At 33.8% G+C, this 12,987-nt stretch carries 19 protein-coding genes; 16 read left to right on the top strand and 3 right to left on the bottom strand.

Translation table 11 applies throughout. From position 1 onward, the window contains the following. Nucleotides 1-302: 302 nt before the first annotated feature. Both AB6T46_RS01770 and AB6T46_RS01775 read right to left on the bottom strand, forming a co-directional pair. Nucleotides 303-428, bottom strand: a complete 126-nt coding sequence (locus AB6T46_RS01770) for a hypothetical protein (protein WP_370931718.1) — start codon at nucleotides 426-428, stop codon at nucleotides 303-305. A 187-nt stretch (nucleotides 429-615) separates the two neighbouring features. Beyond that, nucleotides 616-1,221 (bottom strand): S24 family peptidase, encoded by a 606-nt coding sequence (locus tag AB6T46_RS01775; protein ID WP_370931719.1) that lies wholly within the window; start codon nucleotides 1,219-1,221, stop codon nucleotides 616-618. 99 nt (nucleotides 1,222-1,320) lie between these two features. Between AB6T46_RS01775 and AB6T46_RS01780 the strand changes: the two genes are divergently transcribed. From AB6T46_RS01780 to AB6T46_RS01815, 8 genes are all read left to right on the top strand, one after another. After that, nucleotides 1,321-1,530 (top strand): helix-turn-helix domain-containing protein, encoded by a 210-nt coding sequence (locus AB6T46_RS01780; protein ID WP_370931720.1) that lies wholly within the window; start codon nucleotides 1,321-1,323, stop codon nucleotides 1,528-1,530. 39 nt (nucleotides 1,531-1,569) lie between these two features. Then, nucleotides 1,570-1,905, top strand: coding sequence for a hypothetical protein (locus tag AB6T46_RS01785; protein ID WP_370931721.1), 336 nt, complete (start codon nucleotides 1,570-1,572; stop codon nucleotides 1,903-1,905). Nucleotides 1,906-1,919: 14 nt separating this feature from the next. Beyond that, entirely contained in the window at nucleotides 1,920-2,414 is a 495-nt protein-coding gene (locus tag AB6T46_RS01790; protein ID WP_370931068.1) for a hypothetical protein, read from the top strand. Between the two features lie 28 nt (nucleotides 2,415-2,442). Then, on the top strand, nucleotides 2,443-2,688 hold the full coding sequence (locus AB6T46_RS01795) for a hypothetical protein (protein ID WP_370931003.1): 246 nt from the start codon (nucleotides 2,443-2,445) through the stop codon (nucleotides 2,686-2,688). 165 nt (nucleotides 2,689-2,853) lie between these two features. Next, nucleotides 2,854-3,087 carry a helix-turn-helix domain-containing protein gene (locus tag AB6T46_RS01800; RefSeq protein ID WP_370931722.1) on the top strand — a complete coding sequence of 78 codons (234 nt, stop codon included), beginning with the start codon at nucleotides 2,854-2,856 and terminating at the stop codon, nucleotides 3,085-3,087. A 47-nt stretch (nucleotides 3,088-3,134) separates the two neighbouring features. Next, entirely contained in the window at nucleotides 3,135-3,971 is an 837-nt protein-coding gene (locus AB6T46_RS01805; RefSeq protein ID WP_370931066.1) for a DUF1376 domain-containing protein, read from the top strand. Continuing rightward, a complete protein-coding gene (locus tag AB6T46_RS01810; RefSeq protein WP_370931723.1) occupies nucleotides 3,958-4,569 on the top strand; it encodes a hypothetical protein in 612 nt (203 codons plus the stop codon). The genes AB6T46_RS01805 and AB6T46_RS01810 overlap by 14 nt, the downstream gene beginning before the upstream one ends. 372 nt (nucleotides 4,570-4,941) lie before the next feature. After that, nucleotides 4,942-5,580 carry a Rha family transcriptional regulator gene (locus tag AB6T46_RS01815; protein WP_370932035.1) on the top strand — a complete coding sequence of 213 codons (639 nt, stop codon included), beginning with the start codon at nucleotides 4,942-4,944 and terminating at the stop codon, nucleotides 5,578-5,580. 218 nt (nucleotides 5,581-5,798) lie between these two features. Here AB6T46_RS01815 and AB6T46_RS01820 read toward each other — a convergent pair whose 3' ends face one another. Beyond that, nucleotides 5,799-6,653, bottom strand: coding sequence for an outer membrane protein (locus tag AB6T46_RS01820; protein ID WP_370931724.1), 855 nt, complete (start codon nucleotides 6,651-6,653; stop codon nucleotides 5,799-5,801). 187 nt (nucleotides 6,654-6,840) lie between these two features. Here AB6T46_RS01820 and AB6T46_RS01825 point away from each other — a divergent pair, with 187 nt between their 5' ends. From AB6T46_RS01825 to AB6T46_RS01860, 8 genes are all read left to right on the top strand, one after another. Then, nucleotides 6,841-7,140, top strand: coding sequence for an HNH endonuclease (locus AB6T46_RS01825; protein WP_370930997.1), 300 nt, complete (start codon nucleotides 6,841-6,843; stop codon nucleotides 7,138-7,140). A gap of 96 nt (nucleotides 7,141-7,236) precedes the next feature. Further along, a complete protein-coding gene (locus AB6T46_RS01830) occupies nucleotides 7,237-7,692 on the top strand; it encodes a hypothetical protein (RefSeq protein ID WP_370931062.1) in 456 nt (151 codons plus the stop codon). Further along, on the top strand, nucleotides 7,682-9,397 hold the full coding sequence (locus tag AB6T46_RS01835; RefSeq protein WP_370931725.1) for a terminase large subunit domain-containing protein: 1,716 nt from the start codon (nucleotides 7,682-7,684) through the stop codon (nucleotides 9,395-9,397). Before AB6T46_RS01830 ends, AB6T46_RS01835 begins: the two co-directional genes overlap by 11 nt. A gap of 11 nt (nucleotides 9,398-9,408) precedes the next feature. Further along, nucleotides 9,409-9,735: a phage portal protein gene (locus tag AB6T46_RS01840; protein ID WP_370931726.1), complete on the top strand. Its 327-nt coding sequence runs from the start codon at nucleotides 9,409-9,411 to the stop codon at nucleotides 9,733-9,735. A gap of 174 nt (nucleotides 9,736-9,909) precedes the next feature. Then, nucleotides 9,910-10,599 carry a phage portal protein gene (locus tag AB6T46_RS01845; RefSeq protein WP_370931727.1) on the top strand — a complete coding sequence of 230 codons (690 nt, stop codon included), beginning with the start codon at nucleotides 9,910-9,912 and terminating at the stop codon, nucleotides 10,597-10,599. Continuing rightward, nucleotides 10,580-11,293, top strand: a complete 714-nt coding sequence (locus tag AB6T46_RS01850; RefSeq protein ID WP_370931728.1) for an HK97 family phage prohead protease — start codon at nucleotides 10,580-10,582, stop codon at nucleotides 11,291-11,293. Before AB6T46_RS01845 ends, AB6T46_RS01850 begins: the two co-directional genes overlap by 20 nt. A 98-nt stretch (nucleotides 11,294-11,391) precedes the next feature. Beyond that, on the top strand, nucleotides 11,392-12,330 hold the full coding sequence (locus tag AB6T46_RS01855) for a phage major capsid protein (protein ID WP_370932036.1): 939 nt from the start codon (nucleotides 11,392-11,394) through the stop codon (nucleotides 12,328-12,330). Nucleotides 12,331-12,401: 71 nt separating this feature from the next. Next, nucleotides 12,402-12,986, top strand: a complete 585-nt coding sequence (locus AB6T46_RS01860) for a hypothetical protein (protein WP_370931057.1) — start codon at nucleotides 12,402-12,404, stop codon at nucleotides 12,984-12,986. Nucleotide 12,987: the final 1 nt, after the last annotated feature.

Here is a 12,987-nt window from a genome sequence, read left to right on the forward strand (position 1 = left end):
TATTACCCCTGTAAAGGGCAGGTTGGTTTACTGATTTGAATTAGGTGAAATAGCCAAAATAAATAACAGTGCTATTAATACACATAATAAAATTAAGCCAATATTCATTTTATACTCCTAAGTAACGTCTTATTTTGGTGGCTAATCGCCGAAATCAATTAACCACTACAGTGCCTGAAAACTTTAACTTACTGCCTGTTCTAAAGCGGGGACAATCTTTCTGCTTATTGTGCCGTTAGGTAATTGTTTAATAATCATTACTTTATTAAAACCTACTGGTATTTTTTTAATCATCTCGTACCTCATAATTTATCTTTAGCCTTATCAGCTAGGGTGCATAGTAAGCCGTATAATTGTAATTTAAGCCTATTATCACCTGTGCTTATTATCTGTTTAGCTAATTTCTTTATCTCTTCTAATTCGCTCATTTCACGACTTCTTATCTGCTTCCTGTGACCAGTTCTGCCGTTGCTTCTTCGTGGTCTATGTATACATATACACATATGTAATATATTTGACAAGAAAAAAATACACATACGTATATGTTTTTAACAAAAATGTTAATATTTCTGGTTGGATTTGTATGTGGTTAATAGGATTCGAAGCTCTATAGACTTAGTCGAAATAAAAGTTCTTAGTATACATACCGTGTTTTAATACGGCAAATATTTCACCTAGCCATTCTACTTTTACATTCTCTATAGGGGGGGCGTTCCATGAAAGTAAATCTATACCTTTTAATCCTTTTGATATTGTTTTTATATATCTTTTATTATCTGAAGTTAACACAACAGCTTCCTTGCCGTAAAAGAATTCAATAGTCTTTGTCTGTCTCTTTTTTACAATAATTAAATCGCCTTCTTTATATACGGGGAACATTGATTCCCCTTGAATTTCAAAAGCAACCATGTCTTCTTTTAGCAGAAAAGGTAGGTCAATTTGATATAAACCGCTGTCAGGAACTTGCTCAAATGACGGGTCTATTTCTGTTCCAGCTCCAATATAACCCATTAGCGGTACAATACTGCCTGTTTCCATCCCCTTTAATTCATTGTATAGCTTTTGAATTGCTAAGTGCATAGAACCACGCGGGTCAACACCTTTCGTCATCCATCTAGAGACTGTAGCCTGAGATACATTTAATTTTTCAGCTATTTCACCTTGACTAAGTCCACAATCAAAGTGAATTGCATTGAGTAGATTCAAAACATTACTATTCATATAAGCACCTTAATACATAAAAACAAAAAAAATCTATTGATTTATTTACTCAAATAATATACCTATGTGTATAGGTATATTGAATAAGAGTAACAAAATATGGAAAAAGAAGATAATGTAAAATCCTTAAGGTTGTTGTTAGGGGTAACTCAAGCGGAGTTTGCTAGAATGCTAAAAATAACTCAAGCCACTGTTTCTAGGTGGGAAAAAGGGCAATCAATGTCTTTAGCTAATTATCTTAAATTACAATCCCTAACGTCCCCGCAAGATAATAGTTGCGTTGGCGAAATACAACCTAAGGTTGAATAGATTAACACAAACAGCCCATAGTAGGAAAAGGAAACTAAGATGGAAAACATACAATTACAGAGAAATACAATTAATCTAGCTCCAGAATGGCGGGAGATGTTCAGTAATAACGCAATTACTCAAATTACAGTTGTAACAGAGGATAACTGTAAGTTTCATTGTGCAAATACCTATCTGTTTAAAGATAGTCCTAATTCTGGTGTCTGTCTCTTAGATAACGGGGACATAATGATGTACGCTACACATGTGTCAGATATTGATGGTGCCTGGATGGAAGTGACAGGAGTTAAGAACGAAGACTGGGGAGATGAGGCAATCTATTTCCCGCGGAATAGGATAAAATATATAAAAAATAGAAGTAAAAAAACCACTTAACAAAGGAAACTAACATGACTGCAATCTTAATATTAATAGCTACTTTACCATCTTTGGTTTTTTATTACGCTTTTAGAAAATTACAAAAGCAAACTAAAGAAGCCAGACGACTGGATGGGTTAGTGTTACATAACAAATTAGAAGAAGAGAAGAAACGGCTAGAGACTGAACTTAAAGAACGTTATGGTACAGATGGACATGTAAGAACCTATCCTAATAATATTATCTCAAGGTTAATTTTAAACAAAAACTTAGAATTACAATTTTCAAAGAATAATAATTTTAAGTTTGAGGCATCCAGAGACCGTTACGGCAGGGATATATTAAAAATTTTCCATGGTGAAGAAGAAATTATCTTATATGCAGGAGCAGTTTCTGGTGGCTTTCTTTGTTGTCTAGAGTCTGAAATTAGAGAGCATAATAAGCAAGTAGATTATAACAATAGCCAGAAAAAGGACGCGCCTACTGAAATAACAGATGCGAGCCAAATACCAGAAGCAGTTAATTAGGTGAATATGTCAATTATAGGAGCGTGCAATGATTAATATAGAAGAGATAAAGCAATTTCTAGCTAGTAAGGGGTTATATCTACACGACATTAAAATACATGCGGGTGGAGATAACACTGTGACAGCGAGCATTAGAATAGCAAATCATAATAGTATAGAAGCTGGGTATATTTGGTTAGATGAACGTTTACCAATGCGTGCTAGCGTAGAGAACTACATTGTTGATGATAAGAGTCCAACTACAAGATATTTTAAAATATGTGATGATGATTAAAGTTATCAGTCTGATGGCTGGTAATAGTTGCAGGTTCTTTAGTTATGAGTTTATTCCTCTCTAAATTGTAGTTTGTTTTTTGTCTCTCTAACTTTACAATTTTCTAAATGAACCTGCAACTTTTAATAGAATACTACTAAGACTAAGCAATAAGGAAAGTAAATAATGAAACATCTTATAACCAGCCCTGAAGACATCGGCGGCTTTACTCTTGATAAAGTACGTAAGCAACAAGGGTTATCCTTAGAAGATTTAGAAGGCTTGTCTGGCTGTTCTTATTCTTCATTATATCAATGGCGTGTAGGTAATAAGGAACCTAAGCTAAAAACAATTTTAAAAATGACAACAGCCTTAAAGGTAAAAGTAATTTTTGAAGTAGGGAATACTGAACAGAAGTAAGTGTTGCTATTTTTTAAATTGTTAAAGAGATTCAAAGGAGATTAACAATGAGTGCAAATAATAAAACACCGTGGGTTAGATGGTTTGCTTCTGATTGGCGTGCTGGTGTGGCTAGTATGACCGCGGTTGAGAAGGGGGTTTATATTAGTTTAATATCATTAATGTATGATAAACAATCACCGATAACTAAAGATTTTAAAAGATTAGCATATGATGCAGGTTGTACAGTTAAAACATTTATTAAAGCTCTAGACTTTTTATTAGAGGATGGCAAAATAATAGTTACTTCTGATGATAAATTGTGGTCCACAAGAGTTGGAGAAGAGCTTAGTGTCTCTATAGAAAAGAAAGCCGAAATCAGCGAGAAACGTTCACTTGCTGGTAAATTTGGAGCTGAGGTTAAGAAGCAAAACCAAGCAAAAAATAATTTTGCTAACGATTTGCTACAAGCAAACGACAAGCAAAATCAAGCTAACCAGAACCAGAACCAGAATAATAAAAAACCAAATACTAAAGTATTTGTCAAAAAAGCAAAAATCCCTCCAGATGATTTTAATATTTTTTGGGAAGAATATCCGCATAAGGTCGGTAAGTCAGTAGCTATCAAAGCTTATAGCTTGGCTAGGGAGACGGTAACTTGTGATGTTATTTTGGATGGTTTGCGACGATACAAGCAATCCAAACCTGAGAGTTATCAATGGCTTAACCCTTCAACATTTTTAAACCAAAAGCGTTGGGAAGATGAACCAGCAAAGGTTATTAACTTACCCGTTACTAGCTGGAACAATGACCATAAGCGACAGGCTGAAACAGTGAAAGATATGGATTTTAGTAAGGTTTTTACTGATTTTGGACAAAAGGAGCAAGTAAATGCAACAGGCTAAACTTAACGAAATTGAAAGGAAATCTGAACAAATAAAGCGGTTGTTCACGGTTTTACGTTCACCAAAGCTAACCCTAATTGAAAATATCAGCATGTTTATGACTGAATATGCTAAGGCGGTTGCACCTCTAACAGCTAATGAAACTAAGAAATTAATTGATGATTTGTTTATGGGTCATCATGGCGAATTAAAAGGTTATGTTCCTTCAATTGACCATTTTTATAGGCTAGTTAGAGCTATCTTGTCTCGTCGTGAATCTGAGAATAACTTAACCAAATCGCGAGAAGAACAGCTTGAGCTAGCGATAAAGCAATATGGTAAAATTGTGTTAGAGGATGTTTGTCCTTTTGAATATAACAAGCTAGTTGCAGATGGTTTATTAACTAGGGAAGATTATTATCACTATGGTTTAAAAACTATTCACTCACATTCTGCAGACCTTGATGCGATTAACGCTTATGTATTGGATAATTTCTCTTGGCGTCAGCTTGAGGGAAGGAAGTTAACTCCTGATGAAGTAATATCAAAGTTGCGAGAAGTTAACCGTAATTGTAAGAGCTTGTTTAGGGGAAGGCATAAAATACAAAAAACCATTTGACAAAGGCTAAAAAATATTATAGCCTAATCTTACAGTGCCTAGAAAACACTAAATACTCAGCGGTCAAATAACCGAAATTTATTTACCGTTTCCTAATAATTCGATTTATTACTATGCTATTTAAGCATGCGTTTTATGTCGGGTGTGGTTTATGCTATACAATACCTGCAAGGGGAAGGCATAACGACGGACTGAGTACCGTGTTTTCTAGCACCCGGCACCATTATATGGTGTTTCATAGAAAACTTTAACATACTCAGGAGAAAAACCATGGACGGTTTAATCAATTATATAAATAACGCCCAAAAAGCTAAAAAGAACTCTCAATTAAAACAAGCTCAAGAACAAGATGTAGTAACATCCGCATTAACTATGTCTAGTCGTGAGATTGCTAAGTTGTGTGGGAAACAACATCAACATGTAAAACGTGATATTGATGCGATGCTTTTAGAGCTTAAAATAGATGCGTCCAAATTTGGACACATCTATAAAGATAAGCAAAACCGCGAACAAACTGAATACCAGTTGCCCAAACGCGAGTGTTTAATTCTAGTATCTGGTTATAGCACAACTCTAAGAGCAAAGATTGTTGACCGTTGGTTGGAACTAGAACAACAACACGTTCCTACAGCAAAACTAGCCATAGAAAATCAAGAAGAAATTATATATCAATTACCATCTGATGAAAGAGAGCTACCAATAAGAATAAAAGACTGCATTAGAAAACATGCAGAACAATTATCTAATGTTTATCGTATGGAAGCTGAAAAATATTTAACCAAACGTACATATGGTAACGCTGTAGGTAGTAAGAGAGAAGTGACACATAGTAAAATCGATAAATGTTTAAAAAAGGTTTTATATCTTGATGTTGTAGATACAGCTTTAGCACAAAATCGTATTAGTTATCATATCTTATTTACTGCTTTACGGTCATCACTTACTAAAGATATTAAAGCTATAGAGGAAATCCACCTTAGTGCAGACAAGCAACGAGGAAAAGCTATGTAGCAAATAATAAGCCCTGCAGTAAAATGCGGGGCTTTTAACATGATTATTAAAGTTTCCTTTTGTTTCAAAGGTAAAAGTTTATATCTATTAAGTTATTTACTTTGTGGATTTAAAGCAGTGATACTGAGTTTTAACACTAGTATTTGTTCCCCCAAATAGAGACAATAAAAAACCCTATAAAAAATTATAGGGTTTTCACAGAGTTTATATAAATTATATTAGAAATGGTACCCTAAGCCCAAACGCACTTCATGGCTACTGAGACTTTCTAAGCCATAAGTTATTATATTAGCTTTTTTTGTTTTTTCGGTTTGTTGAGTGAAACTTATTTTTTTGTTTTGATTAGAAGTAATATTATTATAACGATATTCTGCTCGTATAATCAGACCCTGTTCTGTTTTGTGCTCAATTCCTGTACCTAAGTTCCATCCAAGATATAATTTATCATCGCCGTTAATTTTTATTTGTATCTCTTTTCTGTCCACAGTATTTTTAATAGAATCCTGAGCATATTCCATCATGTTTTTATTAGGTAAATCATATATTACACTAAGCCCACCAGCAATATAAGGTAAGAAATTTCCTAAATTTACGCCAAGACGAGCGCGCAAATTACCGTCTAAATAACCATTCAAAGGCAATTCTATAGGTTTATAGTAATTAAACTGATTACCTTTAGGGTATTTTGGATAATGAAGTTCATCAGATTTTAATTTAAAGGAGAAATCTATTTCGGCACCAAAAATTAAAGTGTCGTTAACTGTGTGATTATAACCTAAGAATAACCCTGCTAAATGAGAAGCATTATTAATTGAAGCAAATTTATCCTTGGGAAACTGTTCTTCTCCGTTTTTTGTAATCGATAGCATTTGTTTCCAAGGATTTTTATAATGATTTATCGCGAGAGAGTATTGCAAGCCTGCATAAGCACCAGACCAATGATTCTCATGCTTTTTATTATCTAAAACTTTACTAGTAGGTGCACGATTTAACTTTGTTAAATCAGCTGACGTAGCTTGACTCATTGAGAAAATAAAACAAAGTAAAAGATAGGGTAAGTATTTAAGTTTCATGATAAACCTCATATAGTGAATAAACAACTAACCAAGAATAAATTTGTATCAAAGTAACGTGCTATCTATTTATATAGCACGAATAAACTTAAATATATAGTTATAAACATTATTATTTATCAATTTTATTTAAAATTACGTTCTACAGACTCTGTTACTTTGTTTATAGCAATAGTAAATTGACTGTATGAAGATATCATTTAATAAATCATCTATAGGCAGTAGTGTTAGTTCCATTGGTTTTATACCAAGGGTTAAGGATAGTTTTTATAGTTCTATGGAGTGGTTATCATTACGTAAGCAGGCTTTAAAGCGTGCATGCTATAAGTGTAGCTGGTGTAACTCCACCAAACGTTTATATGTTGACCATATTAAAGAGATAAAAGACGGTGGAAGCCGTACAGATTTAGGTAATCTGCAGGTTTTATGTGCTTCTTGCCATAATAAGAAAACCTCCCTAGCTAAGAAAATGCGACAAAATAATTAAAGGGGGGGGTAATAGTTAGCTTTTTAGGAGGCTCTCTTTTGTTCGGGAGGGGGCTCAACTCTGGAGATTTTTTTTTAAAAAAACTTTGATTTTGGGATGATTTTTGCAATTATGAAACATGCTAAGCAAGGAAAAAATAACAAAAACGTAAGTTTTCCACAGAAAGTTACTAATATTTCCACGGTAATGACCCAAGGAATAATGCGTAACGGTGTTTATACGCCTTCTACAGAAGAATTAGAGAAGGTTAAAAAATTATTGGGTTTAAATTGGTCAGATGAAAAAATAGCAATTTTGCTAAAGCTAGAGCTATCTGTATTTCAGGTGTCATTTGCTGGTTTATTATCGATGCGTGAATATTTTATTTTGCAAAAAGAAGAACAGCTAACAGATTTCTTATTAGAAAATGCCAAACAAGGAAAAGAAACCGCAGTAAGAAGTCTTTTAAAAATGATTAAAGGCGACGAAAGGTCTAGCTATGTTAGTAAAAAGGAACAAGCTAGCGAATTGGCAGATAATTTTAATCCTCGAGGTTGGGTAAATGCAAAATAATAAATATTGGGATTTATCATTTCCTAATTGGTGGGAATCTTTACAGGCTGGTAAAAGCTTAGTTCCTGATTTACCACTTAATAAGGAAAGAGCAGATTTTGCAGTTGCTTGTTTTAATCGTCTTTGTTTACCAGATGTTGCTGGCACTCCTTTAATGAAAGATTCAGCGGGTGAATGGTTTAGGGATATCTTCGTGCGATATTTGGTTTCATGGGATAGTAAAAATAAGGTAAGAATGATTAATCATATTTTTTGCCTTGTACCTAAGAAGAATAGTAAGACTACTGGCGGTGCGGCGATAATGTTAGTTAATCTGATTTTAAATGAGCGCCCTAATGCAGAAATGCTAATAGTAGCTCCTACATTGGATATAGCCAAGATATCATTTGAACAATTATGCGGAATGATTGAAATAGATACGTATTTAAGTAATTTATTTCATATTACTTACCATAAGAGAGAAATTAAAAATTTACAAACCGGAGCAGTTTTAAGAGTTAAAAGCTTTGATGTTAAAACCCTTACCGGAGTAAAACCAGTTGCTGTATTAATTGATGAATTGCATGTTATTGCTTCTTTGCCACAGGCTGAACGAGTTATTACTCAGTTACGTGGTGGTATGGCTAGTGTTGCAGAAGGTTTTATTTTAACTATTACTACGCAAAGTGACCAAGCTCCTAAAGGAGTATTTAAAGAACAGTTACAAGTTGCTAGGAAAATACGTGATGGTGAAATAAGAGACACTAGAACCCTGCCAATATTATATGAATTTCCGCAAGAGGTTCAATCAGGTGATGATGAGCAATGGCGCGATGTTAATCTTTGGAAATATGTAACACCTAATTTAGGTTTATCCGTTAATTTAGATTTTTTAAAAGAGGCTTTTAATGAAGCCGATAGAGCAGGTGAGGCTAGTTTAAATCGTTTTTTATCACAACATTTAAACGTGCAAATTGCTACTGATTTAACCGGTGAAGTTTGGGGAGTTGCTCCTTATTGGAAGGATTGTATAGATTATTCGTTAGCCTCAGTTGAGAATCTTTTAGCCAAAAGCGATAAGGTAACTATTGGTATTGATGGTGGTGGTTTAGATGACTTACTAGGTTTATGTGTGCTTGGTTTAAATTCCTCTACAGGTAAATATTATAGTTATTTCCATGCTTTAGCCGATAGGATAATTTTAGAACGTCGTAAAGATATAGCAGTACAATTAACTGATTTTGAGCGGGAAGGTAGCTTAAGCTTTTATAATAAAAGCGGTGAAGAAACTAGCTTTATTGTTAATTTAGTAAAGCAAGTTAATGCTAGTGGTAAATTACCTGCTATTGCTGGTATTGGTGTAGATAGTGCCGGTATTTCTAGTGTTTTATTAGAATTACAAAATGCAGGTTTTACTATTACTCAAAATGGTGTAGCTGGAGCTGTTACTGCAGTTCCTCAAGGTTATAAATTAAGCGGTACTATTCAAGAGATTGAAAAACTTATTAAAGATAAAAATCTGTTTCATAGCGGTAGCTTACTGATGGAATGGGTTATTGGTAATGCCAAATTAGAACAACGTGGCAGTGCTGTTTATATCACTAAGAAAATCAGCGGTAGAGCAAAGATTGACCCGTTAATAGGTTTATTTAATGCACATCATATATTGATGAGTCAATTAATGGATGTGCGGTCTAATTCTATGAACCTTTTTAGATGTCTTTAGTGGGGGTTAAGATGGCTATATTGGATTTTTTTAGAAAGAAAAAAACAGAAGATAAATTTATACCTGTAATAGATTTATTCAATGCACATAATATTTGTAATAATAGTCCATTGAAAATATCTGCGGGCTGGGCATGTATTAACCTTATTGCAGATACTATAGCTACTTTACCAATTGAGATTTTAACAAGGGATAAGCAAGGCATTGAGATTGATAATAAAGATAGTGTTTTATATGACTTGTTAAAATTTTCGCCTAATGAACATCAAACTAAAGAAGATTTTTTTTTTTGCTTGTATAGTTGTTTCGTTAGAATTATTTGGTACTGCTTATATTAAAAAGACTATAGCTGGAAATAAATTAATCTCTTTAATACCGTTAAAGTTTGATGATGTTAGCCGTGTTACTGAGAATGAGCAAATTTATTATTATCATAAAACCGAAAAATTAACCTCTGCTGATATTATCGAGATTAAAGGTCGTGGGGCGGTATCGTTAAAGCTTGGCAACCATTGTTTTTTGGCAAGGGTATTTTTGAACATGCCAGTGCAAGCGAAGAAGTAGCAAGGAAGTTTTTTATCAATGGCTTAATGTCTCAATATGCTTTGGAGTTTACTCAAGATTTAACTAAAGAGCAATACCAAGAAGTAAAACAATATTTAGCTGAATTAGCTCCTTTAGGTGAAAACGGTGGTAAACCGCCTGTTTTACCACCTTATACAAAGCTTACTTCTTTGCAAGCTAATTTTTCAGAAAGCCAAATGTTAGAGAGCCGTATTTTTGCGGTTGAAGAAATTTGTCGATTTTTTGGTATTCCTCCACATATGGTAGGTGCTCCTTTTAAGGGTAGTTCATTAGGTGGCGGAATTGAAGCCACTAACGCTATGTTTTTACAATATTGTTTACGTGGACGTATTAAGCGAATTGAGTCAGCTTTTGAAAAATCCTTATTTAATTTATCTGAACGTAAGCAAGGTTATCGGATTAAGTTTAACTTTGAAGGTTTATTAAGAGCCGATAGTAAAACCCGCGCAGAAAATTATCAGAAGATGTTAGCTAGTGGAGTTATGACTATTAATGAAGCTAGAGCTTTAGAAGGTTTATCTCCAGTTACAGGAGGCGATATTCCTAGAATGCAAATGCAATATGTTCCAATTACTCAAAATCCAATGGAGGCAACTGATGGAAACAAAGGCAATTAAATTAGAGGTTAAAGAATTAGCAGAAACAGGTGAATTTAGTGGTTATGCCTCTGTTTTTGGTGTTGTTGACCATTCTAATGATGTTGTTGTTAAGGGAGCTTTTAAGAAAAGCTTAGATAAACATAAAAGTAAAGGCACAAATGTTGCGATGCTTTGGCAACATAAACGAGATAGTCCTATAGGTGTTTGGCAAGAAGTAAAAGAGGATGATAAGGGCTTATTTGTAAAGGGTAAGCTTGTTACTGGTACCACTCAAGGAAGGGAGACTTACGAGTTATTAAAAGCAGGTGCTTTATCTGGTTTGTCGATTGGTTACTTCGTTAGAGATTATGAATATATCGGCGGAGCCAAACATTTAAAAGAAATAGAATTACAAGAAATATCGCCGGTTACATTACCTTGTAATGAGCTGGCACGAGTAGAACATGTTAAATCACAAAAGGAAATCATAGCCATGGAAACATTAGAAGTAAAACAATTGGTAGAACAATCTACTAAGAATTTAGAAGAAAAAACTCAGAAGTTAGAAGAGACTTTTAAAAAGTCTTTAGAACAAGAAACTAAGACTTTAAATAGTAAGTTAGAAAAATCTGAAGCAGAAAATAGGCAGTTAAAAGAAGAAGGTCAGCAATTAAAAAAATCCGTTGATGAACTTAAGGATAATTTTTTAGAGTTAGCTCTCAGAAACAATTAAATAGATTAGATTTATCGGATGAAAGTACTAAAAGTATAGGACAGCAGTTTATTGAGAGTGAGCAGTTTAAGTGTCGCCCTAGTTCAAAAGAGAGTACAATTTCTCTAGAGGTTAAAAATGTTATTAGTACGTTATCTTCTAGTGTAGGTGGGCTTGTAAAGCCACATATTGAAAGTGGTTTTATAGCTTTACCTCGTAGAGAGTTAAAGATTAGGGATTTATTACCAATTAGAAAAACTTCTAGTGACTCTATACAATATAGTGTAGAAAAGGATTTTTCTAATAAAGCTTCTATAGTTAAGCAAGGCGAATTAAAACCTTATTCTAATTTTACTATTGAAACTAAGACGGCTCCTGTAGAGACCATTGCTCATTTATTTAAAGTTACCGAGCAGGCTCTGGATGATATTCCTACCTTACAAGGATATATTAATGATAGGCTTGTTTATGGTTTAGATTTGTTTGAAGAAGACCAACTTTTAAATGGGACAGGAACTAACAATCAGTTAACAGGTCTGTTGAAGGTTGCTAGTAAATTTAAAGATGTTACTAAATTTCAAACACAAGATAATTTACGCACTCCATTAGAAAATTTAAGATTAGCTAGAGCACAAGTAGCACTTTCTGGTTTTTTTGCTGATGGTATTGTCGTTAATCCTATTGACTGGGAAAATATCATGGGTCTTAAGGATACGACAGGTCGTTATTTGCATGGTGACCCTTTTAAACAAAGAGAAAAAACTATTTGGGGTATTCCTGTAGTTACTACAGAGGCGATTGAGCAAGGTAAATTTTTAGTTGGTGCTTTTAAGATGGGCGCAGCTATTTATGACCGCTGGTTTACTAGAGTTTCTTTAGCTCGTACAGGAGACGATTTTGATAGAAACCTTATTAGCTTAAGAGGTGAGCGTCGTATCGCGTTAACTGTATTTAGACCATCTGCATTTATTCATGGTGCTATTAACGAAGGTGTTCCAGAAGGGATATATACTAATGTTAATATTATTGAAGGTAGTAAATCAGGTAAGAGTGCTTAATAGCAACTGACAATTGTTGCCTATCTTTATGTTTAAGGTAGACAACAGCTACTAATTTTTGTGAGGCTGGAATGAATAATCTTTATATGCAAAGGCAAGGTAATTTTACTTTTAGCTTTTCTGAAGAAGTTGATACTGCAGAATATGATGATTTTGTCAAACATTGTTGTCTTGATGGGATTACTGCGCAAGAAGGTTACCAGCTAAAAAATTATATTTTATCAGCAAAAGAGCATTTAGAGCAGGTAATTAATTATCCTATAAGAGAAGTGAATGTAACTTATGACGGAGAATTCACTAGAGAGCCTATTGAGTTGCCAGTTGCTAAATTATCTAGTGAGATAGATAAGATATTATTTTATATGGGTGATGAAGTTATTAGTGCATCTGCTAAGATAGAATATATTGATGATAAAATTTTTGTAACTATTAATCCTCCTGAACTTAAGCAATATAATTATAGTGACATTACTCGGCTTTCTTTTTCTTTTAGGGGTAGTTTTTTAGCTTATCCATTACCGCATGCTTTACGCCAAGCGTTAAGATTACATGTTGCTAGTATGTGGGAGTTTAGAGGCGAAAAAGGCACGATAAAAGCTTACGAATTAGAAGAATATGAGCGTTTAATCTTTCCTTATAAAAAGATAAGGATTTAAG

It is taken from the genome of Bartonella sp. DGB1 (genome assembly GCF_041345015.1).
Lineage (GTDB): Bacteria > Pseudomonadota > Alphaproteobacteria > Rhizobiales > Rhizobiaceae > DGB1.

Coding starts and splice junctions, on each gene's coding strand:
- AB6T46_RS01770 (WP_370931718.1), bottom strand. CDS start 428: ATGAGCGAATTAGAAGAGATAAAGAAATTAGCTAAACAGATAATAAGC.
- AB6T46_RS01775 (WP_370931719.1), bottom strand. CDS start 1,221: ATGAATAGTAATGTTTTGAATCTACTCAATGCAATTCACTTTGATTGT.
- AB6T46_RS01780 (WP_370931720.1), top strand. CDS start 1,321: ATGGAAAAAGAAGATAATGTAAAATCCTTAAGGTTGTTGTTAGGGGTA.
- AB6T46_RS01785 (WP_370931721.1), top strand. CDS start 1,570: ATGGAAAACATACAATTACAGAGAAATACAATTAATCTAGCTCCAGAA.
- AB6T46_RS01790 (WP_370931068.1), top strand. CDS start 1,920: ATGACTGCAATCTTAATATTAATAGCTACTTTACCATCTTTGGTTTTT.
- AB6T46_RS01795 (WP_370931003.1), top strand. CDS start 2,443: ATGATTAATATAGAAGAGATAAAGCAATTTCTAGCTAGTAAGGGGTTA.
- AB6T46_RS01800 (WP_370931722.1), top strand. CDS start 2,854: ATGAAACATCTTATAACCAGCCCTGAAGACATCGGCGGCTTTACTCTT.
- AB6T46_RS01805 (WP_370931066.1), top strand. CDS start 3,135: ATGAGTGCAAATAATAAAACACCGTGGGTTAGATGGTTTGCTTCTGAT.
- AB6T46_RS01810 (WP_370931723.1), top strand. CDS start 3,958: ATGCAACAGGCTAAACTTAACGAAATTGAAAGGAAATCTGAACAAATA.
- AB6T46_RS01815 (WP_370932035.1), top strand. CDS start 4,942: ATGTCTAGTCGTGAGATTGCTAAGTTGTGTGGGAAACAACATCAACAT.
- AB6T46_RS01820 (WP_370931724.1), bottom strand. CDS start 6,653: ATGAAACTTAAATACTTACCCTATCTTTTACTTTGTTTTATTTTCTCA.
- AB6T46_RS01825 (WP_370930997.1), top strand. CDS start 6,841: ATGAAGATATCATTTAATAAATCATCTATAGGCAGTAGTGTTAGTTCC.
- AB6T46_RS01830 (WP_370931062.1), top strand. CDS start 7,237: ATGATTTTTGCAATTATGAAACATGCTAAGCAAGGAAAAAATAACAAA.
- AB6T46_RS01835 (WP_370931725.1), top strand. CDS start 7,682: ATGCAAAATAATAAATATTGGGATTTATCATTTCCTAATTGGTGGGAA.
- AB6T46_RS01840 (WP_370931726.1), top strand. CDS start 9,409: ATGGCTATATTGGATTTTTTTAGAAAGAAAAAAACAGAAGATAAATTT.
- AB6T46_RS01850 (WP_370931728.1), top strand. CDS start 10,580: ATGGAAACAAAGGCAATTAAATTAGAGGTTAAAGAATTAGCAGAAACA.
- AB6T46_RS01860 (WP_370931057.1), top strand. CDS start 12,402: ATGAATAATCTTTATATGCAAAGGCAAGGTAATTTTACTTTTAGCTTT.